The sequence below is a fragment of the Streptomyces sp. B15 genome (assembly GCF_018070605.1).
GTDB lineage: Bacteria > Actinomycetota > Actinomycetes > Streptomycetales > Streptomycetaceae > Streptomyces > Streptomyces smyrnaeus.
The window spans coordinates 25,967-46,916 of the sequence record NZ_JAGPXJ010000039.1; the positions used below are offsets into that span (position 1 = coordinate 25,967).

Annotated in this window: 21 protein-coding genes; 12 read left to right on the forward strand and 9 right to left on the reverse strand. The window is 69.7% G+C overall.

The features are described 5' to 3' along the window. Positions 1–21: 21 nt before the first annotated feature. Positions 22–1,032 (reverse strand): ketopantoate reductase family protein, encoded by a 1,011-nt coding sequence (locus tag KBY19_RS18795; RefSeq protein ID WP_099886015.1) that lies wholly within the window; start codon positions 1,030–1,032, stop codon positions 22–24. A gap of 32 nt (positions 1,033–1,064) precedes the next feature. Next, on the reverse strand, positions 1,065–2,282 hold the full coding sequence (locus KBY19_RS18800) for an acetyl-CoA carboxylase biotin carboxylase subunit family protein (RefSeq protein ID WP_099886014.1): 1,218 nt from the start codon (positions 2,280–2,282) through the stop codon (positions 1,065–1,067). Positions 2,283–2,536: 254 nt separating this feature from the next. On the opposite strand from KBY19_RS18800, the gene KBY19_RS37255 reads away from it, so the two are divergent. From KBY19_RS37255 to KBY19_RS18860, 12 genes are all read left to right on the forward strand, one after another. Then, entirely contained in the window at positions 2,537–3,193 is a 657-nt protein-coding gene (locus KBY19_RS37255) for a sensor histidine kinase (protein WP_185019139.1), read from the forward strand. Beyond that, entirely contained in the window at positions 3,190–3,855 is a 666-nt protein-coding gene (locus KBY19_RS18810; protein WP_099886012.1) for a response regulator, read from the forward strand. Before KBY19_RS37255 ends, KBY19_RS18810 begins: the two co-directional genes overlap by 4 nt. A gap of 548 nt (positions 3,856–4,403) precedes the next feature. Continuing rightward, entirely contained in the window at positions 4,404–5,573 is a 1,170-nt protein-coding gene (locus KBY19_RS18815) for a pyridoxal phosphate-dependent aminotransferase (protein ID WP_180289855.1), read from the forward strand. Continuing rightward, positions 5,563–6,531, forward strand: coding sequence for a 3-methyl-2-oxobutanoate hydroxymethyltransferase (locus KBY19_RS18820; protein WP_099886010.1), 969 nt, complete (start codon positions 5,563–5,565; stop codon positions 6,529–6,531). The genes KBY19_RS18815 and KBY19_RS18820 overlap by 11 nt, the downstream gene beginning before the upstream one ends. Further along, positions 6,528–7,814: a diaminobutyrate--2-oxoglutarate transaminase gene (ectB, locus tag KBY19_RS18825; RefSeq protein WP_210966227.1), complete on the forward strand. Its 1,287-nt coding sequence runs from the start codon at positions 6,528–6,530 to the stop codon at positions 7,812–7,814. Before KBY19_RS18820 ends, ectB begins: the two co-directional genes overlap by 4 nt. After that, positions 7,811–8,782, forward strand: a complete 972-nt coding sequence (locus tag KBY19_RS18830) for a diiron oxygenase (protein WP_307842371.1) — start codon at positions 7,811–7,813, stop codon at positions 8,780–8,782. Before ectB ends, KBY19_RS18830 begins: the two co-directional genes overlap by 4 nt. A 1-nt stretch (position 8,783) precedes the next feature. Continuing rightward, a complete protein-coding gene (locus tag KBY19_RS18835) occupies positions 8,784–10,022 on the forward strand; it encodes an MFS transporter (protein WP_210966228.1) in 1,239 nt (412 codons plus the stop codon). Continuing rightward, positions 10,015–10,743, forward strand: a complete 729-nt coding sequence (locus KBY19_RS18840) for a sulfite exporter TauE/SafE family protein (RefSeq protein ID WP_210955619.1) — start codon at positions 10,015–10,017, stop codon at positions 10,741–10,743. The genes KBY19_RS18835 and KBY19_RS18840 overlap by 8 nt, the downstream gene beginning before the upstream one ends. Positions 10,744–10,799: 56 nt before the next feature. Further along, positions 10,800–11,672, forward strand: a complete 873-nt coding sequence (locus tag KBY19_RS18845; RefSeq protein WP_180289854.1) for an NAD(P)-dependent oxidoreductase — start codon at positions 10,800–10,802, stop codon at positions 11,670–11,672. Next, complete coding sequence (locus tag KBY19_RS18850; protein ID WP_210966229.1) at positions 11,669–13,054, forward strand: ATP-grasp domain-containing protein; 1,386 nt, start codon at positions 11,669–11,671, stop codon at positions 13,052–13,054. Before KBY19_RS18845 ends, KBY19_RS18850 begins: the two co-directional genes overlap by 4 nt. A gap of 7 nt (positions 13,055–13,061) precedes the next feature. Beyond that, complete coding sequence (locus tag KBY19_RS18855) at positions 13,062–13,646, forward strand: pyridoxamine 5'-phosphate oxidase family protein (RefSeq protein WP_099886005.1); 585 nt, start codon at positions 13,062–13,064, stop codon at positions 13,644–13,646. Positions 13,647–13,879: 233 nt separating this feature from the next. Next, on the forward strand, positions 13,880–14,332 hold the full coding sequence (locus KBY19_RS18860) for a protein kilB (protein WP_210966230.1): 453 nt from the start codon (positions 13,880–13,882) through the stop codon (positions 14,330–14,332). A gap of 181 nt (positions 14,333–14,513) precedes the next feature. Here KBY19_RS18860 and KBY19_RS18865 read toward each other — a convergent pair whose 3' ends face one another. The 7 genes from KBY19_RS18865 to KBY19_RS18895 all read right to left on the reverse strand — a co-directional run bounded on the left by KBY19_RS18865 (position 14,514) and on the right by KBY19_RS18895 (position 20,926). After that, positions 14,514–15,077: an NADPH-dependent FMN reductase gene (locus KBY19_RS18865; RefSeq protein ID WP_210966231.1), complete on the reverse strand. Its 564-nt coding sequence runs from the start codon at positions 15,075–15,077 to the stop codon at positions 14,514–14,516. Positions 15,078–15,405: 328 nt separating this feature from the next. Continuing rightward, positions 15,406–16,041: a DUF6461 domain-containing protein gene (locus tag KBY19_RS18870; protein ID WP_247691150.1), complete on the reverse strand. Its 636-nt coding sequence runs from the start codon at positions 16,039–16,041 to the stop codon at positions 15,406–15,408. Positions 16,042–16,195: 154 nt separating this feature from the next. Next, the gene (locus KBY19_RS18875) at positions 16,196–16,591 is read right to left on the reverse strand and encodes a hypothetical protein (protein ID WP_210966232.1); all 396 of its coding nucleotides are present in this window, start codon (positions 16,589–16,591) and stop codon (positions 16,196–16,198) included. 8 nt (positions 16,592–16,599) lie between these two features. Continuing rightward, entirely contained in the window at positions 16,600–17,133 is a 534-nt protein-coding gene (locus KBY19_RS37260) for a protease inhibitor I42 family protein (RefSeq protein WP_210966233.1), read from the reverse strand. Further along, positions 17,130–18,710, reverse strand: coding sequence for a peptidoglycan-binding protein (locus KBY19_RS18885; RefSeq protein ID WP_210966234.1), 1,581 nt, complete (start codon positions 18,708–18,710; stop codon positions 17,130–17,132). The genes KBY19_RS37260 and KBY19_RS18885 overlap by 4 nt, the downstream gene beginning before the upstream one ends. Continuing rightward, the gene (locus tag KBY19_RS18890) at positions 18,707–19,081 is read right to left on the reverse strand and encodes a hypothetical protein (protein ID WP_099885999.1); all 375 of its coding nucleotides are present in this window, start codon (positions 19,079–19,081) and stop codon (positions 18,707–18,709) included. The genes KBY19_RS18885 and KBY19_RS18890 overlap by 4 nt, the downstream gene beginning before the upstream one ends. A 198-nt stretch (positions 19,082–19,279) precedes the next feature. Next, positions 19,280–20,926 (reverse strand): hypothetical protein, encoded by a 1,647-nt coding sequence (locus tag KBY19_RS18895; RefSeq protein ID WP_210966235.1) that lies wholly within the window; start codon positions 20,924–20,926, stop codon positions 19,280–19,282. Positions 20,927–20,950 lie beyond the last annotated feature (24 nt).

A 20,950-nucleotide genomic window follows, 5' to 3' on the forward strand; every position in this document is an offset into this window, starting at 1 on the left:
CGGTGCTGCGGTGCGCGACGGTCAGCGGGCGGCGGCCACCAGCTCCCGCAGTCTGTCGGCGTCCAGCTCCCCGGGTGCCCTTCCTTCGAGTACGGCGGTGTTCGCCAGCCGGGTCAGCGTCTCGTTCACCGGGGTCGGTACTCCGTACATCCGGCCGAGCAGCACGATCTCGCCGTTGATGTGATCCGCTTCGATCGAACCCGCCTTCCGGGCAAGGCTCTGCCAGGAGGAGCCGAGGGCCTGCTGCCCGTCCGTCTGCGCGGGCGCTTCGACTTTGCCGTTGCGCAGTTCGGCCATCTCGGCCGGGCTCGCCCGGTCCAGCCCCGCCGCCTTGAGCACTGCCGTGCCCTCGGTCCGGGCCCATTCGGTGACCTGCGCCGCCGCGCCTTCCACGGCGCTTCCGCACAGGGCCTCGACCGTCTGCGCCAGGTTGGCGAGGAGCTTGGCGTACTTCCAGCGCATCACCTCGGGAGCGAGGGGTGCGAGCATGTGGGCGCTTTCCAGGTCGGCGGCGATACCGCGAGCGGTCGCGTCGATGCCTGCCGGGTAACGGCCCAGGACCAGGGCGCCGGTGTACGGTGCGCAGCGGGCGACGACCGCCCCCGCGCTCAGGTGCGCGGCGGGCAGTACGACGCACATGCCGTACACCCGGCCGAAGCGGCGCAGCGCAAGCCGCTCGTTCTCGACGCCGTTCTGAGCGCAGACCAGCGGAATCGTCTCACCCGCCGTCGCACCGTGCCGCTCACCGGTGACCGGTCGCGCCGCCCACTCGCGCAGCGCCGCCTCGGTGTGCTGGGCCTTCACGGCCAGCACGAGGACGTCGCCACGGCGCAGCGTCACGGCCTGCGGGCTGTCGACGACCGGAACGGGCAGGGCCAGCGTGCCGGTGGAGGTCGTCAGCCGCAGTCCGTCGGTGCGCAGGGCCTCGTAGTGGGCTCCGCGCGCCACGAGGACCACGTCGTGGCCGGCCTCGTGGAGCCGGCCGCCGATCGCTCCGCCGACCGCCCCGGCTCCGACAATGATGTACCGCATTCCGCTCCTCGTTGGGGGCGGCCGGTGGCCGGTCAGTCGCGCCACCGGCTCTCCGCCGCGTACCACTGCACGAGTTCGTCGACCCGCTGCTCCACCTGGGCCGCGTCGCCGCCGGTCACGACATAACCGCTGAGGTACACCCCGGACTTGGCGCCGCCCTGGTAGGTGGCGCCCACGGTACCGCGATGGCGTTCCTCGGCCACGAACGGTGGCGGGTCCTGCGGCAGCGCCTCGAGCTGCCCGGACCGGGGGTAGAAGACCACCCAGCCCGCGGCCCGGCCGGGTTCCACGCCGGTTGCTCCGCGTGGCGCCGGGTGTCGCGGCACCGCTTGGGCGAGGAACCACTCGCGGTCGAGGTCGATGCCTGACGCCGCCCGTATCGCGGCCGCGGTCAGGGCGCCGCCCGTGCGGCTGGCGACTTCGCACAGGACCAGCTCGTCCTCGGGCGTGTGGAAGACCTCGAGGTGGAAACTGGTGCACCGGGGGGTCGGCAGCGCCTCCAGTACACGGTGGGCGAAGTCGACCAGTCGCGGCACCAGCGGATCGTCGCTGGTCAGTTGGGTGGAGCCCAGTGGTGTGCCGGATCGGTAGGACAGGCAGTCGTTCAGATAGCGGGAGACGAACGAGGTGACCGGTTCGCCCTCGGTGACCAGGCCGTCGACCACGTACATCGTTCCGGTGACGAACCGTTCGACCTGGGCGTGCTCGGGCAGTGGCCCGTTCAGCAGCCGGGCCAGATCCTCCGGCCCCCGCAGGACGTGCGTACCGGTGGAGCCGGACCCGTAAGCGGGTTTGACGACGACCGGATAGCCGTGCTGCCGGAGGAAGGCCAGGAGGTCCACGAGGACCCGGATCGGCGCGAAGTCGGGCACGGCGAGGCCCGCCTCGGCGACCAGGGTCTTCATCAGGACCTTGTCCCGGAAGGCCAGGGCGCTGTCCCAGTTCTGCCCCGGGACGCCGAGCACTTCGCGCAGACGCGCCGCGCGCAGCAGATCGCTCTCCGCCCGCGCCACGAGGCTCTGGGCGGGTGTTGTGGTCAGTGTCTCCAGGACCGCCTGCTCGAGGGCGCCACCGGTGCGGTAGTCGGGGAAGCAGCGGGCTCCGGGCACGTGTCGGTACTGCGGGAAACGGCTGCCGGAGACGAGGAGTTCCAGCCCGATGCCGGCGTCGGCGGCCCACTTGTCGTACGGAGTGTCGGCGTAGTCGCTGTCCACGAGTACCACGGCTCCGCGCTCGGAGGAGGCCCGCACTGCATTCTCCCTCCGGCCACCGCACGGGGTGACACGGGACGGTTCGTGATCCGGACGCGGCCGAGGCTAGTTCATCCGTCGACGGGAAGCGGCATTCTGCGCACAGTGCTGCTTCGTCCTCAAATTCCCCTTCTACTCATTCTGCTTACAGTACGCTTACCCACAGATGTGAAGGCATCTGTCGCTCGCTCGCACGGGAAAGTCGGAAGAACAAATTCCGCATCTGACGTGACCAACGGATGAGAGTGCACTCGATGGACGCCACCCCGGTCCTTCCCAAGCTCCTGAAAAGCCAGGGGCACGACTTCACAAACGGCCTGCACACCCTGTTAGGCCTGCTGGAACTCGATATGTACGACAGAGCGGGGCACTTCGTGACCGCGCTGGAGCACGAGCGGCCGGCTCCCTTCGCCCCGGTCGTGGAACGCATACACGAGCCGCTGGTCCGTGCGCTTCTGATCGGCAAAGGACTCGTCGCCGCGCAATGGGGCGCGGCTCTGCAGATCTCGGCCGACGCCTGGCTGCGACGGCCGGTCGCCCACCCGCGCGACCTCGTCATCGTCATGGGCAACCTCATCGACAACGCCCTTGAAGCGGTGCGGGGTCAGACCTGCCGCAGTCCGCGGGTCGAAGCCGGCCTGCGGTCCGACGGCGACGCCGTTGCGCTGTGGGTGTCCGACAACGGACCCGGGGTTCCCATGAGGCTGCGCAAAAGGATCTTCTCCGAAGGATGGTCTTCCAAGCAGTCATCCGACGGGCACGCCCGCGGCATCGGACTCGCGCAGGTGCAGCACATAGCCGACAGCTACCGCGGCAGGGTCCGGGTGCGTGACCGGGCGGGCGGCGGCGCGGTCTTCTCCGTACGGCTGCCGCGACCGACCGGCACACCGGCACCGGGAGGCTCCCAGTGACCCGGGTGCTCGTCGTGGACGACGACTTCCATGTCGCCGAGATCAACTCGGCCTATGTGGCGAAGACCCCCGGATTCCGCGTCGTCGGCCAGGCGGGCAGCTGCGCGGAAGCGCTCGCGGCCGTGGACCGCGGCGGGATCGACCTCGTACTGCTCGATCACTATCTGCCGGACAGGACCGGAGTGGAGCTGGCCCGCGAGTTGCAGCGTCCCGAGTACGCGGTCGACGTGATCATGGTTACCGCCGCCCAGGACGTGGAGACCGTGCGCTCGGCGGTACGGTGCGGGGCGCTGCACTATGTGGTGAAGCCCTTCACCTACCAGACGCTGCGCACCAAACTCGACGCGTACGCGAGGCTGCAGAAGACGCTCGCTCAGGACGTCCTGGAGGGGCAGGCGAGCGTGGACGGCGTCTTCCAGGCGCTGCGTTCCTCGACCGCGAACGCGCCGTCGGGAAAGGGCTATGCCATGCCGACGGTCCAACTCGTCCACCAGGTGATCGCCCGCTCGCGTCGGCCGCTGTCCGCACACGACGTGGCGGAGCGCACCGGGATCAGCCGCTCGACCGCGCAGCGGTACCTCAAGCATCTGGAGAGCTCCGGGCGGCTCAAACTCGTTCTCAAGTACGGCGAGAGCGGACGCCCGGTACACCTTTACGAGTGAGCGGCCGCGGGCCGCACCGGCCGGGCCCGTGAGGCGACCTCGACCAGCCGTCCCTGGTGGGGCGCGGCCCCACCCGGTAGGCGTCGCTCGGCAGAATTGGCTAAACGACGTTACCGAGAAAAAGCCGCAGTCCGGGCACAACGGTGCCCCGCCTCTTCGCACCGTCGTACTGTCCGAGTGACACCGCCGCAGATGCGACGAGGGGGCGAAGTATTCGGGGGGAAGACGCGGGGGACGACGTGCGGGCGACCGCACCTCGCAGTGGAGCACAGGTACGCGCCGGGACAGTCGTATCGGCGCGTCAGATCCGTGACGAAATCCTGTCACAAGGCGTCCTGCCCGGACTGCGACGAGGGCAAGGGGCCTCGGACCGGCCGGGAGGCGTGGTCGGTCCGCGTTGTGCGCCCACCTGAACCGGCGTGCGGCCGGTGCGCCGGTCGCGCAAGCACTTTCTGACCTCAGACGTCCGTCTGCGCATGGACGTCTTGTGCTCGCTGCCCTCTTACCGACAGATCACCGGACCGTCAGCGAACGAGGAGCCGTCCGTCATGCCGTCATTGGCCAGCCCACTGTCCGACATCGCCCCGTCTCCCCTCGTCGCCGTCCAGCAGTTGCTGCGCGACCACGCACACGCGCTCCCCGTCGGCCTCCACCAGGGCAAGACGGTCTTCGAGCCGTGCGCCCGGCCCCGGGTGTGGGAGCGTGCCGACTTCGGTATCTCCGCGCACGAACACGCCCCGCCCGCAGGCGTCCCGGCGCTCCGCGAGGCCTTCGCCGCGGCGGCCTCCGCCCGGCGAGGCGCCACCGTGGACGTCGACCAGGTGCTCGTCACGGGCGGGGCGACACACGCCATCGGGGTGGTGCTGCGCGCCGTACTCGCCCCTGGCGACGAGGTGGTGATCCTCTCTCCGCAGTGGCTCTTCGCCACCGGCCTGGTCCGGGCGGCAGGCGGGGTGCCCCGCGAGGTCCCCGTCTTCCTGGAGCTGTGCGCAGACCCCGACTTCGACTTCCTCGGCGCCGTCGAGCAGGCGGTGACCGACCGGACACGGGCCATCTACTTCAACAACCCGAACAACCCCACCGGCTTCCGCCTCGACGAGCAAGCGCTCGCCGGGCTCACGGAACTGGCCGAACGGCACGACCTGTGGCTGATCGCGGACAACGCCTACGAGAACTACGACTTCTCGCAGGACGGTTTCCTCGACTCCGCCGCCGTCGGCCGTGCGGCCGAACGCACCTTCTCCGTGCACACCTGCAGCAAGACCTATGCGATGCCGGGCGCCCGGGTCGGCCACCTCGTCTCGCCACCGGGCTGCGAGGAGGTTCTTACCAAGTGGTCGCTGCACACGCTGTACTCCGTGCCGACACCGTCCCAGTTCGCCGCCTACGAGGCGCTCGCCACGCCGGAGAGCGAACTCGCCGACCGACGTGCGCGTGCGTACGACGCATGGCGTCTGGCGGACGAATACCTCGACATTCCCCACACCGCCGTCTCCGGGACCCTCTACACCTTCCTCGACCTGAGCGCGCTCGGTGACGGCGAACGGTTCGTCCGCAGCTGTGCCGAGAACGGTGTCGGCCTCGCGCCGGGCCGGGTGTTCGGCGAGCACTGCCGCGACCGGGCCCGGATCTGCTTCACGGCCGCGCCCCCGGAGGCCGTCCGGGACGCCGTCCAACGCATCAACAAGGTCTACAAGGAGGCCATCAGTGAGCGCTGACTCTGCCACCTTACTCACCGGCGGAACGCTTGCTCCCTATCTACGACGCTACTCTTCCCCGGCTCAACTCGGGCTGAAGATCAACGTCTACCGCGACTACGAGGTCGAGGGCCTGGCCCGGGCGCTGTGCACTCCCGACCTGGCCGACAGCCCTGTCGAGTGCGTCATGGTCGGCGATTCCTACTTCATGACGCATCTCGGCCGGCCCGGCACCGCCATGACCGGACCGGCCGAGGAGGAGTGGGCCCTGGCCACCCTGGTCGGCCTCGTCGGTGAGGTCCGTGGCGCCATGGACAAGGAGTTCCCCGAAGACCGCCGTCCCTTTCTGCTCTCGGACCTGCCCGACGGCACCACCCGGAACGCCCACCGGGCCCTCGCCGCAGCCGACCGCTTCACCGCGGCCGGGGCCGATGCCGTGAAGATTGAGGTGTCCTGCGAGGACGACCTGCGCTGTGCAGAGGCCGTGGCGGCCACCGGAACCCCGACCCTGGTGCACCTCGGGTACACGCCGCAGCGCAGCACACTCGGACGACACGGCGACGACCTCGAAACAGCCTTCGAGCTGTTCGCCTGGGCCCGCCGGGCCCGGGACGCGGGGGCCTGCGGCCTGATCGTCGAGATGGTCAGCGAACCGGTCAACCAGGCGCTCAGCCGACCGGACGGGAAGGGCCTGCCCATCTACTCCGTGTTCAGCGGACGGGCCCGGTGGGGCGGTCAGAGCCTCAACCTCTGGGACGCGGTGGTGCGTCCTGCGCGCGCGTCGCGGTACTTCCCGCCGACCGCGGTCATCGACGCCGCCGACGTGGCCACCGCCTACGGGCCCGAGCTCATCGCCGACAGGATGCGCGAGCTGATCCGGCTCACCCTCGCCGGCTGGTTCCCGCTCTCCCCCCGCACCACCCTCGGGCACCGCGACACCACGCGGATCGCCGACACGGACCCCTGGAGCCGCTCATGACCGTGACCGAGTCGGCCGAGAACGTCTTCGACGAGCTCGAGTCCGCCGTCAGAACCTACTGCCGTCGATTCCCCGCCGTCTTCACCAAGGCGAGCGGCCACCGCATGTGGGACCGGGACGGAAGGGAGTACATCGACTTCCTGTCCGGAGCGGGCGCCTTGAACTACGGCCACAACCACCCAGAGGTGCGCCGTGCCGTCGTGGACTATCTGCTGGCCGACGGGCCGGTGCACGGACTGGACATGCACACCGGTGCCAAGGCGGACTTCCTGACCCGCTTCCGCGACGTGGTGCTCGAACCCCGGTCCCTCTCCTACCGCGTGCAGTTCACCGGGCCCACCGGCACCAACGCCGTCGAGGCCGCCTTCAAGACGGCGCGCAGGGTCACCGGGCGTACCGAGATCATCGCCTTCACCGGCGGCTTCCACGGGCTGTCGCTGGGTGCGCTCTCGGCGTCCGCCACGGCGTTCAAGCGGGGCGCCGCTGGGGTGCCCCTGGGTCACGTCACCCGGATGCCCTACGACGGGTACTCCGGCGAGGCGGTCGACACCGTCGACCACCTCACCCGGATGCTCGACGACCCCGGCAGCGGTGTCGACCTGCCCGCGGCGATCGTCGTGGAGACGGTGCAAGGGGAGGGCGGTCTCGCCGCGGCCGACGCCGGGTGGTTGCGCCGGCTCGCCGACGCGGCCCGCGAGCGGGGCATCCTGCTCATCGTCGACGACATCCAGGCAGGCTGCGGGCGCACCGGCACCTTCTTCAGTTTCGAAGAGTCGGGCATCGTCCCGGACATGGTCTGCCTGTCCAAGTCGATCAGCGGATTCGGTCTCCCGATGGCGCTGGTCCTGGTCAAGCCCGAACTCGACCAGTTGGGCCCGGGAGAGCACAGCGGCACCTTCCGTGGCAACAACCTCGCCTTCGTCTCCGCCGCTGCCTGCTTGGAGTTCTGGGCGGACCCGGCGTTCACCGGGCGGATACGCAACACCGCCGCGCACTTCGGCGAACTGCTCGCCGGGATGGCACGTACGCACGACCAACTGGGCTGCGAAGTCCGCGGACGAGGTCTGATGCGGGGCCTGGCCTTCTCCGACCGGGGTCTCGCCGACCGTGTCTCCCGTACCGCGTTCGGTCGCGGGCTGCTGGTGGAGACCTCCGGAGCCCGCGGGGAAGTCCTGAAGATCATGCCGCCGATCGTCGCCGATCCCGCTGTGCTCGAGCACGGTCTCGGGATTCTCGGTGCGGCCGTCGAAGAGGCAGCAGCAACGTCGAAGGAGGAACTGTGACGGTCCTGAGCGAGCACAGCGAGGACGGAACAGCCGGGCACGAGCACGCCATCGACGAGTCGGTACTGCGCCGCATCGCCGCTTCCTGGCCGAGGCGGGCCACCATCCGCACCGACCTCGACCAGATAGCGGAACCCGAGGAGTACGACCGGACGCTCCCCGACTACCCGGTGCACCTGCTGCCCTTCGCCGAGCACCCGCACTTCGTGGCGGCAGACCCCGAGAAGCGTCAGCAGGTGCTCACCATGGCCTGGCTCGTCTACAACGAGCGGGTCATCGCGGCCGAGGAGTACGTGGCCAACCCCACCTTCGCCATGATCATGCACGGTGTCTTCCCGGGTGCCGACGGGGTGCAGCTCAAGCGGGCGGTGCAGCAGACCCACGTGGACGAGGTGTGGCACACCTATATGCACATGGTGGCCATGCAGCGCACCCGCGAGGTACGCGAGGTCGTCAGCGAGCCGAGCTACCCGCACACCGTCACCTACCGCAGGCTGCTCCAGGCCGAAGCGGAGACGTCCGAGAAGTGGGAGCGGGACCTGCTCAAACTGGTGTGGACGACGGTCTCCGAGATCAGCGTCAACGCCTATCTGGAGCTGCTGTCCCGGGACACGACGGTGCAGCCCTTGCACGCCCTCGTCCCGCGTCTGCACGCCAGGGACGAGTCGGCGCACTCCTCGGTGATGGTGGAGGTCGCCAAGTCCCTGTTCGTACACATGAACACCGAGCAGCGCAGGGCGTTCGTCGACGCCCTGCCCCGCGCCCTGAACGCCTTCGTCGCCCAGGACTTCGAGGTGTGGCCCGACGTCCTGAAGCACGCGGGCATCGAGCACGCCGACGAGATCGTCGCGGACTGCCGCGCCCAGGCGGGCAACGACCTGCTGGTGCGCGACTTCTCCGGCATCCGCCGCATCGTCAGGGAGATGGAACTCGAGGACGACGTCGACTTCTCGTTCGGAGCCCAGTGAGGTGAGGTTGCCCCGTCTCGCCCCGGGCGGTGGCCGTCTGGTCACCGCCGCGCTGGTCCAGTCGCTGGGAATCGGCCTGTTCATGGCCAGTTCCATGGCGTTCTTCACCCGCCAGGTGGGGCTGAGCGCGGGCGAGGTCGGTGCGGGCCTCGCCGCAGCGGGCGCCGTGGCGATCGGGGTCACGCTCGTCGCCGGTGAGCTGGCGGACCGCATCGGCCCACGCCGCGTACTGGCGACGCTCTACGCCGCACGCGCGGTCTGCTGTGTCGCCTACGGGTTCGTCTCCAGCTTCTGGGAGTTCATGGCGGTCACCCTGTTCGCGCTGGCGGCGGACCGCTCCGGGCCGCCGGTCCTGCAGGCCCTCGTCGCCGCCACCGTTCCGGTACCGCTCGAACGCACCACCCTCCTCGCCGTGATCAACGTCGTACGCAACTGCGGGCTGGGCCTCGGCGCGGTCGCCGCCGGAGTCGCGCTGGTCAGCGACACCCTGGTGGCCTACCAGCTCACTTTGGGGGTCATAGGGGCGGCATTCGTCGGTGGGGCGGTCCTGGTCCTCCGCGTTCCGGCGGGCGGCCGGCCGGCCCGTTCGCCGAAGAACGCCGCCGACGACGGGAAGCGCGCTCGTCCGGTGCGCTCGGTGCTGCCGTATCCGCGCTACCTCGTCCTGACGATGCTCAACTTCCTGCTCAGCTTCTTCGACGTGCTGCTCATGGTGGCCATGCCGCTGTGGGTGCTGGAGCGCACGGACGCCCCGCGGTACATGGTCTCCGTCCTGTTCGCGGTCAACACGGGGCTGGTCGTCCTGATGCAGATCCCGGTCAGCCGGCTCGCGGACGGACTGCGGCGCACCAGTCGGCTGTTCGCCGTCGCCGGGGGCGCCATGGCCGTGTGCGCGCTCTGCTTCGCCACGGCGGGCGGCGCCGACGGCTGGTACGCCATCGGGTGGCTGACCGCTGCCGTGGTCGCTCTGACGCTGGGTGAGGTGCTGGCGAACTCGGCGGCCTGGGAACTGTCCATCGCCCTGGCGCCCGAGGAGTCGCGGGGCCGCTACCTCTCCGTGTTCAACATGGGGCTGTCCACCGAGCGCATCGTCGGGCCGCTCGTGGTGACCGGAGCGCTCCTCGCTTCCGGTACGGCGGGATGGGTGGTGGCCGCGGTCGTCTTCCTCTGCGCCGGGATGGCCGCGGAGCGGGTGGCGCTCGGGGCCGGGACGAGGATCGGGGCGCTCGCCCGTGCCTGACACGACGGTACTGACGTGCGCGGCCGTGGCCGTGTTCCTCGGGGCGATCGTGCAGGGCACCATGGGCGTCGGACTTGCCGTCGTCGCCGCCCCGGTGGTGCAGATCGCCGCCCCAGGGCTGATGCCGGGCGCGATGCTGCTCGTCGCACTGGGGCTCGCGCTGCTCGCCGTGTCCCGGGAGGTCGGACACGCCGACTGGTACGGCGTCTCCTGGGCGCTGCTGGGACGTCTCGCGGGGACGGCCACGGCCGCTTACGTGATCGTTCTCGTGTCCGGCCCCGTGTTGGACCTGCTGGCCGCCGGCATCACGCTGGCCGTCGTCTCGCTGCTGACCTTCGACCCGGCTCGGCTTCCCCGCAACCGCACGACGCTGGTCGCCTCCGGTGTGGTGGCGGGGATCACCGGCACCACCTCCTCGATCGGCGGTCCCTTCATGGCACTGATCTACCACCGCGAGCCGGGGCCGACCGTGCGCGGCACCCTGGGCGTCTTCTTCGCCGTCGGTGCGTTGCTGTCCCTGGGAACCCTCGCGGCGGCCCACCGGCTGCCCACCGAGCAACTGGTGGCTGGAGGGATGCTGCTCCCGTCGATGGCACTCGGCTTCCTGGCTTCCGGGCGGCTGCGCCACCACCTGGAGGGCGACCGGATGCGCCGTGCGGTGCTCACGCTGTCGGTGGGAGCGGCCCTCGTACTGCTCGTACGTGGACTGTCAGGAGGCTGACCGAAACCGACACGAGGCGACGGACCGCAGAATCGAAGCAGATGAGGAGTGGAAGAATGCGTATCGGCTTCGCGGGACTGGGAGTCATGGGCGGGGGCATGTGCCGACGGCTCGCCGACAGCGGACTGACGGTGGCCGCGTTCGACATCGACGCGGAGATGACGCGCCGCGCGGCCGAGCACGAGGGTGTGGTCGCGGCACCGGAAGCGGCGGGAGTGGCCGCCCCGGTCGTGATCACGATGCTGCCTGACGGCGCGGCGGTGCGGCAGGTCGCCGACGCGCTGCTGCCGCACCTCGCGCCGGGCTCGCTCATCATCGACACAAGCTCCTCGGCCCCGGAATCCACCCTGGAACTGGCCGAGCTGGCAGCCCGGTGGGAGGTCTCCGTGGTGGATGCCCCCGTCTCCGGGAGCCCGGCCGCCGCCCGCGGGGGTGAACTCACCTTGATGGCCGCCGGCGGGCGCGACGCCCTCGACCGTGCCGAGCCCGTGCTCCGAAGACTCGGCACGGTCCATCGCGTGGGCCCGACCGGCGCCGGTCACGCGCTCAAAGCCCTCAACAACCTGCTCTCTGCCATCAACATGGCGGCGGTCGCGGAAGTCATGCTGGCCGGCGGTGCTTTCGGGCTGGAACCCGCCACCATGCTCGAAGTGATCAACAGTTCCACCGGTCGCAACCACGCTTCGCAGACCAAGCTGCCGGACCATGTGCTGACCGGCACCTTCGACTCCGGGTTCGCCCTCCGGCTGATGCTCAAGGACATCCGGATCGGTACCGCACTCGAAGAGCAGGCGGGTGGCCCCGCGTTGTTCGGCTCTGTGTGCAGACAGCTCTGGCAGCAGGCGGAGTCTGCCCTTCCGGCCGACGCCGACAACGTCGAGGTGATCCGCTGGCTGGAGGCCGCGGCAGGCAGGGAGCTGCGAGCATGACGGAGAATCCGCGCATAGCCGTCATCGGAGGGACCAGGCCGGCGATACGCAAGGCCAGGGCCGCCGGATACGACGTCGTCTGGGTCCACCACCCTCGGGAGCTGGACCCCGCGGGGCTGCGGGACGTCCAGGAAGCGCACCTCGTCGCCTACTGGGAGCCGCCCGCGGTCACCGAACTGCTGCGCACCGTCCATCGGCTGCGCCCCCTGGCGCGAGTCGTCTCGATGACCGAGGACGGCCTGGAGTCCGCTGCCGCGGTCACCAGCGCGCTGGGTCTGCCGGGCACGGGACACTCCGTGGTGGAGTTGCTGCACGACAAGCTGGCGTTCCGCACCCGGCTCCGGGAGCGCGGCGTGGACAGCGTGGCCGTAGGGACCGGACACGGCGAGCACGACATCCGCGCCTTCGTGGAGGAGCACGGACCGGCGGTGATCAAGCCCCGTTTCGGGTCCGGCAGCATCGGGGTCCGCGTCGTGCACGGGCTGGACGAGGTACCCGAGGTCGCGGCCTGGGCGGAGCGGTTCGGGCTCCACAGCTTTCTGATCGAGGAGTATCTGCAAGGTCCCGAGATCAGCGTCGAGTCGTTCTCGTTCGGCGGGCGCCACACCGTCCTGGCGCACACCGCGAAGGAGACGCTGGACTCGCTGGTGGAAATCGGCCATGTGCAACCGGCGGGGCTGGAGGGAGAGTCGGCCAGGCGTGTCGACGATCTGGTCGCCCGTATGCTCGACGCCGTCGGGCTCACCGATGGGCCGGCCCACACCGAGGTCAAGCTCACACCGCGGGGCCCACGGCTCATCGAGTCCCACAACCGGCGCGGTGGGGACCGGATCGTCGACCTGGTCGAAGAGGTCCACGGAATCGACATCGACGCCCTCGCCTTCCGGTGGTACGCGGGCACCACCGGCCCCGTGGCACCCGGCGATCCACGGGGCGGAGCAGCCGTCCGTTTCCTGACGGCGGAACCCGGGGTGGTCCAGCAGATCGAGGGAGTGGACGCGGTACGCGCCGACCCCGATGTCCTGGACGTGCAGATCAGCGTCTCGCCGGGCGACACCGTCTCCCCCCTCGCATGGTCCTACGACCGCGCGGGCCTGGTGCTGGTGCGGGGCTCGGACGCGTCCGAGGCCCGAGACCGGGCCCGAAAGCTCGCCGAACGCATCACCATCCGCACCGCGCCGGAGAAGCGACGTGCCGACAGGCGTCACATCAGCGCGGTGGCGCCGCGACCCGACAGGCTCCTCGGTACGACGCCTCTCCCCCGGAGCGAACCGGGCACACCGCCTGCGCCCGACCGCCCGGCCGAGCCGCCGGTCCTTTCCGGAAGCCAGGGCCCGGCAGGCCTCGGCACCGAAGGAGCCGAGCCCCGAGGAAAGGAGTAACAATCCCATGGGCAAGCTCTATCCCTCACTGACCCCGACGTTGCGCGCGTTCATCGCGGAGGCCCCGATGTTCTTCGTGGCCACCGCTCCGCTGGCGGGCGACGGTCACGTCAATGTGTCGCCGAAGGGAGGCATGGACACCCTCGCGGTGCTGGACGACACCACGGTGGCCTATCTCGACCTCATCGGCTCGGGCGCCGAGACCATCGCCCACCTCCGCGAGAACGGGCGGATCACCCTCATGGTCTGCTCGTTCACCGCCCGGCCCAAGATCCTCCGCCTCTACGGCACGGGCGAGTGCGTCTTCCCCGACTCCCCCGACTGGGACCGGCTGATCGGCCACTTCGGGGAGCACCCCATCCCCCGGTCCGTGGTGGTCGTCTCCCTCAACAGGATCGCCGACTCCTGCGGGTTCACCGTGCCGGAGATGACCCTGGTCTCGGAACGCGACCTGCAGGACCAGTGGGGTGCGCGCAGGACCGGGGTCCAGCTCGAAAGCTACATGCGTGAGAAGAACGCCCACAGCATCGACGGCATCGTCGCCCGCCCGCACCAGCCCGAGGAGGCCAGCACGGCCCTGTACGGCAGGTGACCTCGGCGCGGGTACAGCTTGCACGGCTCCCGCAGAGATTCCGGTTCGCCGGTGCCGCCGGTTCGTGACGGCGGCACCGGCGTGGCCGTTTCTCGCGGTCGGCTCCCTGCTGGGGGCATGCTGTCAGCCACACCGTGCGCCTGATCCGCGTCGGCTCGTGCGCCACGCCCCGTCCTCCCACCGAAGGTTGACGCTCCTGCGCCCCGTTACCACTGTCCAAGGAGGACTTCGCGATGTGGCCCAGCATCATCGCCGTCGTCGGCACACTGCTCGGGGGTACGCTCACCGGGCTGCTGCAGATCAAGAGTGCGCGGATCGCCCAGAGCGCTGCGCGCGCTGATCAGAGGGCGGAAGCACTGCGGAGGGCGTTGGGTGAATTGGTGGCCGCCCTCGGTGACCATCGGCGGGCCCTGTGGCATCGCGAAACCCTGCGGCTGGACGGCGCGGACGCGGAAGCGATCGAGGCGGCCCGCGCCGCTTCCCGCGCCACGCGCTCGGCCGTGACCGGCCCACTGGTCTCGGTCTCCGTCCTGGAGCAGGCACTTGCTGAGCCGGCTCGTCAGGCTGCCCTGGCCGCGTTCAGCCTGCGCGGCTCCGCCGACCACGCCGTACTGGCCTCCCGCCGTGCGGCCGCCATCGCGGCGAGCGACGATCTGGTCGCCGCTGCCGGCCGTGCCATGGCCTGACCGGCTGAACGGCCGCCTGACGCGGGGCAGGCATGTCAGCGCTCTCCGCGCACGAGACGGTGCCAGGGAGTCTCGGCATCCCTGGCACCCGCCTCCAGGCAGGGCCTACCGGTCCGACTGCTGCTTCACCCGGCTCGGTCGAACCGGGCGCGGCCGCAGCCTGCCCGTCCCGCGGTGCGCGTCAGGCCTCGCGAAGCGGTGCGAGCGCGTCGCTCAAGGTGATCACGTCGGTGAGCAGCTGCTCGAGGGCGGCCTCATGGCGATCAGTGGGCACAAAGGTCGTGAACTTCTCGAAGTCGGTCTGGAGCGACAGGTGGAGCTGGCTGTACACGGCGGCCAGCTGCACCGCCCCGGCGATGTGCCGCAGATGGTCGACGGCGCGGGCACCGCCGACGTTGCTGCCGTACCCGATGAAGCCGGCGGCCTTGTTGTTCCACTCCTTGTAGACGAAGTCGATGGCGTTCTTGAGCGCGGCGGGGATCGACCGGTTGTATTCGGGCGTGACGAAGACGAATCCGTCGAGCCCAGCGATCTTGGCGCTCCAGGCGCGGGTGTGGTCGTGCTCGTAGGTGCCCATCCGCGGGGAGCGCGGCTCGTCGAACAGGGGGAGGTCGTAGTCGGCGATGTCGACGACTTCGAAATCCGCGTCGGTCCGTGCGTCGGCCGTCTTGTGGACCCATTCCGCGATCTGTGGTCCGACGCGGCCGGGACGGGTGGTGCCGAGAATGATGCCTATGGTGGTCATGAGCGTCTCCCAAGTTCGACGAGGGTCAAGCGCGCGGAGAAAATGATGGTCCGAGCTGGTGCTGTGCACAGTGGGCGTGCTCGCGAAGGCGGGTGCGACGAGTGCGGTTGCTCGTCATCGCCCCGTCCGCGCCCGATTGCCCCCAGCCCGACGGCGATCATTTAAGCATCAGCTGTTGCGAGGCGGGACCGGGACGTGGACGACGGTCGCTGCCGTCCGCGGGTTCCCCGGCGTCAGGGCATGGCGAGGTGGTCGCCGAAACCGAGTGGCGGAGTGCGGCCGACGGCGTCTCCGACGGAAACTGACAGGTGCTCCTGCGAAGGCGGCGTCAACTGAAAGCGGCTGCCGGAAGCTCTGCCTCCGTCTCCTCCCAGGGGAGGTGGATGCCGAGTTCGCCCTCCAGGAAGCGCAGGAACGCGACATCGGCCAACTCGTCACCGTCGTACACGAAACCGAGCGCCGCCTCGGCCGGGTCGCCGTTCGTCAGGTGCGGCATGCCAGGTTCGAAGGACGTCATCGCATCGCCGTGGCAGGCATGGCCGACGAGACTGAAGCCCTTCGCACTGCGGTGCACTTGGAACACCCGCCCCTGCTCGGACAGTTCCGCAAGGTACGCGCCCGTGTGGTCGTGGAATTCCTCCAGCGCATACGCCCAGCCCGCCACCGAGCCCGCGCGGACGATGGTCTTCGGCGGGACGGGGAGAAAGCCGGCGTCGGTCAGTTGGGCGACGGCTGATTCATCTTCCCAGTCCAGGAAGTCGAGGTCGCTGATGTGGTGCTCCTCGTCCCTGAGCAGCAGCTCGTACGCTGCGGAGCGGGTGAGCGGGACGATGTGGCGCTCCTCGGCGCCGACGCGGCGCAGCAGCTCGTGCGGTGAAAGGCCCTCGCTGAGGGTGAAGGTGAAGCCCGTGTCATAGGCATCGACTATCCAGCGCAGCCCGTTCTCCGTAGGCATCTGGTCCATCGAACGCCCCTCCCGGCACTGTGGCCCACCACGCTGACGGTCCTTGCCAGCAGAAGCTAACGCACAGCACTGACACCGGCTCACGGTAGGACGACGGCCAGGAGACCGCAGCGAGCGAGCGACTGCGGCCGAACCTGCGCGGGGCGTCCGCCGGTCAAGGGTGGGGGGCGGGGTGGGTGTGGCGGAGGGCCATGATCGTGGCTACTGCCTCGAACCAGCGGGCGAGTTGTTCCTCGTTCTCCAGGTCCGCTTCCCCGAGCACGGAGGAGGCGGTGGTCAGCCACTCGGTCGCGGTGCGGGCCGCTTCCCGGCCCGGCAGGGGTTCCGGCAGCTCGACGGCGGCCCGCAGGCCGTCCCGGCGTACGACCTCGGCGAGGAAGGCCACCGCGCGCGGCAGGGCACCCAGTTCCTCCGCGGTCAGCGCGGCGGCGACCGCGCCGTCGCCGAAGAGCGCCGTGCGGTGGGCACCGCCGAGCGTCAGGCCGTAGCGGAGCAGCAGGGGAACGTCGAGGGAACCCAGTTCCGCGTCGGTCGTCCTGTCCGGAGGCATGCGGGGCGTCACTCCTTCACCGTGATGTGGAAGACGGTCTCCGGGCCCTTCTTGCCTGCCTGCGCGGCCTTCTCCTCCTCGCCACCGCACGCGAAGCAGTTCCTGCGCACATGCACTTCGGTGCTGCCCTCGGCCTTCGTGCGGTAGTCGAGGAAGAGGTAGCCGCGCGAGCCCATCCGTTCCGGGGAGTCCGCCTCTTCCCGCTGCCCCGTCTTGACGACGACGGCGCTGTCGGGTTGCGGGTCGACGAGTTCCCAGTCGTATCCGGCGCCTGGGTTGATACGGATCTTCAGTGAGAAGGTCTCCCCAGGTGCCACCTCGACGTCTGTGTGCTTGTCGTCGAACACCGTCTCCGGGGTGGGCGACGGTGTGGGGGAGTCGGAGGCCGGGTCGGAGGCGGCCGGGGTGGGTGACGGCGTGGGAGGGCCACCGTCGCCGCCGTCCGCATCGCTGTCGCCGGTTCCGCCGCAGGCGGTGAGGGCCAGCAGCAGTGCGACGGCAACGGCAGCCGGGCCGGTGCGCCGGGCGGGGGTGGGTGTCACGGGCGGACTGCCTGCTTCTGCTCGGGGAGCCGGATGTCGGTGGGCGTGGGGTATTTCTCGCTCGACGCACCGCCCATGGTGCCGTTGACGAAGTCGTCCTCGCTGACCCAGGTGGTGAAGCCCCAGGGATTGTAGATCTGCAGTTTGCCGCCGTCCTGGCCGATGATCATCATCTGATGACCGAACTCGTCGCCCCGCCGGGCGCCGAAGGGCACGGGCTGGCCGCTGTCGACGGCTTCACGGATCTTGGGCAGGACTTCCTCGCGGGACTCCTTGGTCCGGGTGGCGATGGCGTCGTAGTCGGTTCCGGTGTGCGAGCCGATCTCGTCGTCCGCGACCATTTCGCTCTCCCGGCCGTTCATACCTCTCTTGTCGCCTTCGCGCCGGTCGTAGACCCTGGTCTCCTCGGCCCTCAGCCGCTCCTCGAAGGCCGCGCCGTTGTCGTGGTCCGGGTCTCCGGGGTGTCCGCCGGTGGTCAGTTCCAGGGCGTACAGCGGGTCGCTCTGGGCGTGCATGGTGACCGTGGAGAGAGCCACGCATGTGTCGCCCTTCTGCCGCCACTGGTATCCGTCGAACGTCACCTTCTGGGAGTGGTCTCCCTCCCGCCGGGAGTCGTCCGGGCGGTTGACGATGGGCGTCAGATGCTGCTGGAGCCAGGCCGGCTTGTCGCCATACGGATGGATCTTGCGGGCGAAGGTCTGTATACGCGTCATCGGATAGCCGGCGGCCAGTGCCTTCACCAGATACGCGCGCTCCTGCGGTGACTTGGCGCCGTCCAGCAGCTTGTCGTAGGCGGCCCGGTCCTTGGCGTCGAGACTGTTCAGGCGCGTGCTGGAGCGTTCCAGGTCGCGGTTGGTGAGAATTTCGTTGTCCGCGGGGTCCCCGCCGTGTGCGGCCGCGTCTGCGAGGACGACCCGGTCCGCGTCCGACAGATGTCCGGTGTCCAGCCTGCCGGAGCGGACATCGGCGGCCAGTTCGTCCAGCTTCCGTTCGGCCCGCTCCCCCGCCGCCTCGGCGGCTTCCACGCCTGACTCCAGATATCCGATACCGTCCAGCGCCGCCCGGCGCGCCCGGTCGGCATCCACGGCAGCGGCGAAGTACGCGCTGTCTCCTTCGGGGAGCATGCCCCGGGCGGCACGCAGCGCGTCGAGACCGAAGCCGTGCTTGCTCTGCGCGGTGCTGATGCCCTCGGCCAACAGGGTCAGTTCCCTGGCAGCCGTACCGAACGTCTCCGACATGTGTTCCGCGTTCCGCGCGGCGGCTTTGGTCACCTCGCTCGCCTTGGAGCCCGCCTCCCCCACCCAGGTGTTGGGCAGGCCGGCGGTCGCGACGGCCCGCACTCCTCCCCGGATCTCGTCGGCCGATCTGGCGGCCCCGCGGTAGTCGGCGGCCTTGCCCTCGACCTCGTCCGGGGATCCCTCGGGGGCGGGAAAGCCCAGGGCCTCGTCGATGAGTTCCGCGAGCACGAGGTTCGTCCTGTCGCCGTCGAGTCCGCCCTTCCCCTCGAAGTGGAGCGCTTCCAACCTGCGTCGCAGCCGCCTCAGCTCCCCCTTGCGGCGTCGGCCAAGCCCGGTCACCGCTTCTTCTCCTCGGGTTCGGAGAGGGAGGAGAGGGAGTCGAGCTTGCTGCGGACGTCGTGATCGGTGTTCCCGTTCAGAGTGACGCCGTCACCGATCCTGCGGTGGATCTCCCGCAGCGCACCGGCGAGGATCTCGATCTCCTTGTGCCACGCCTGGGCGAAGGAGGTGAACGCCTGCTGGCCGCCGTACTCGCCGAAGGCATCGCCGCCGAAGGGATTCAGCGCCCATGACGGGAGCTGGGCCCACGGCCCGCCGCCGCCCACCGACTTGCCCATTCCGTCGAGCGCCCGGGCGGCCTCGTCCAGCCGCTCGCCCTGGGTGAGTGTGGGTTGGCGCTGCAGCCCCAGATCCGGCGTTCGCTCCACCACGGCCTACTCCGCCTCCCCGACACATCTGCCCACCAGGTGCACGTCAAACGGCGGTCATCATAACGAGCCCGCGACAGCGGATACGCCGCGGCTGCCTTTCCGCGCGACCGGCGGCAGGCCGTCGACCAGCAGCTCACCGGACGGAAGACGCTCCGCGGCAGGCTCACGGGAGGGGCGAGCGGGGGGCGAGCGGTACGGTCAGTTGATGGGGACGAAGTTGCGCGTGCCGGTTTCCGGGTCGGGCGCACCGAGGTACCGCTGGTCGACGACGCGGTCGCTCTTTTCCCCCGCCGTGGCCTCGAGGCCGATGGGGATACCGTCGATGGTGAACCTTCCGCCCAGTTTCAGTTCGGATGCCTTCCCCTTGTAGGAGACGGCGCTGACCTGCCCGCGATCGTGTGCCAGCCGAGAGAAGAGATCCCCGTCCGGAGCGGGCGGATCGGTAGGGATGGCGGGGCCGGCCAGGGCCGCGGGAGGCGGCGCGTTCAGCCACTTCCGGGCGGCGGCCTGTTCCTCGGAGTTCGCACCGATCGGCACATTCACCGTCACCACGTGGGTGTTGGTGCGTCCTTCTTTGTAGCTTCCCGAGACGCCTGCCTTGGCACCGCCGAGCTCACCACCGAAGGTTCCACCGAGTTTTCCCTCCACCGTCTGGATGAGCCGAACGGTGGTGATGTTGGTGTTGGGGTCCGGGTTGTTCTTGTCCCGGACTACCTGGATCGTGCCGTTGACGACCGCGCCGAAATCCGCCTTCACCACTTTCCCCCGGGTGAGCGAGGGCTCCACGACGAAGTCCCTGCTCAGAGTCACCGAGGGCCGCTGGGGGTTCAGCGTGCTGGTGATGCGCGAGAGGTTGCCGCCGAACTTGATTCCCGGAGTGGCGTTTCCGACGCCGATCGACCCGTCAACCTCCACACCCACCGTCGTGGTTGTGATCTTCGGCTCGCCGATCCGCTTCAGCACGTCCGGGAGCCGCGCCTTGGCAAAGATGACGCCGATGGGGTTCGTGCCGTTCAGCTGACGGTGCAGAAAGTACGCCTCGTCGATGTCCTTCTGCAGCTTCTCCGCCGCGGCCTTGTTCTTGAACACCCAGGTGTCGCCGATCTCGAACTTCACCGTGCCGCCGATCGATATCCCCTTCTTGTCGGGTCTGGCGGCCTTGGCTCCGATCTGCTCGTTGTCGATCATGGTGACGCGGTAGGTGCCGTCGTTCATCTGCTCGGTGCGCAGAGCGTAACCGTCACCGATCTCGAAGATACCGATCGAGAGCTTGGTGCCACCCGCGCTCTCGTGGCTGGAAGTCTTGTAGGGCACCACCTTGAAGTAGGCGAGCTGGGTGGCCTGCTGCAGCACGTCAGCGGGAAGCCCTTTGAGCGTTTGCAGCACCTCGGGCTTCAGATACAGATACTGCTCGCGCTGCGCGGGCTTCAGCCCTGCCCACCATTTGGCGATCGCCTGCTCGCCCGCGTCGGGCTTCGGTACGGCGTTGAGGTCGACCAGATCGGCGGCGAGCAGGGCACCAGCATCCAGCTTGACGGAGGACGGAGCTGCCCGCCGGACCTGCTCCAACCGATCGCACCGGGCCCGGATGTCGGCCGCGGTCTGTCTCAGAAACGGATCGACAGAGCCCGGCAACGGTCCACCCGCGAGCGCCTCGCCTTGTGTCCTGGGCCCCGGAAGGTAGCCCGTCGGGATCCCGTACACCTTCGAGATCGGAATCCCGCCCGTGGCCATCGGCACCCCCGGGTTGTCCACCAGAGGCTGAAGTTCCGGGCTCGTACTCGCCTGCTGCGGCGCCATGTCAGCGACTGCCGCCTCCAGGATCTGCGACAGCTGACGGTGCATCGGCACGATGGAGCCCGCCACCGA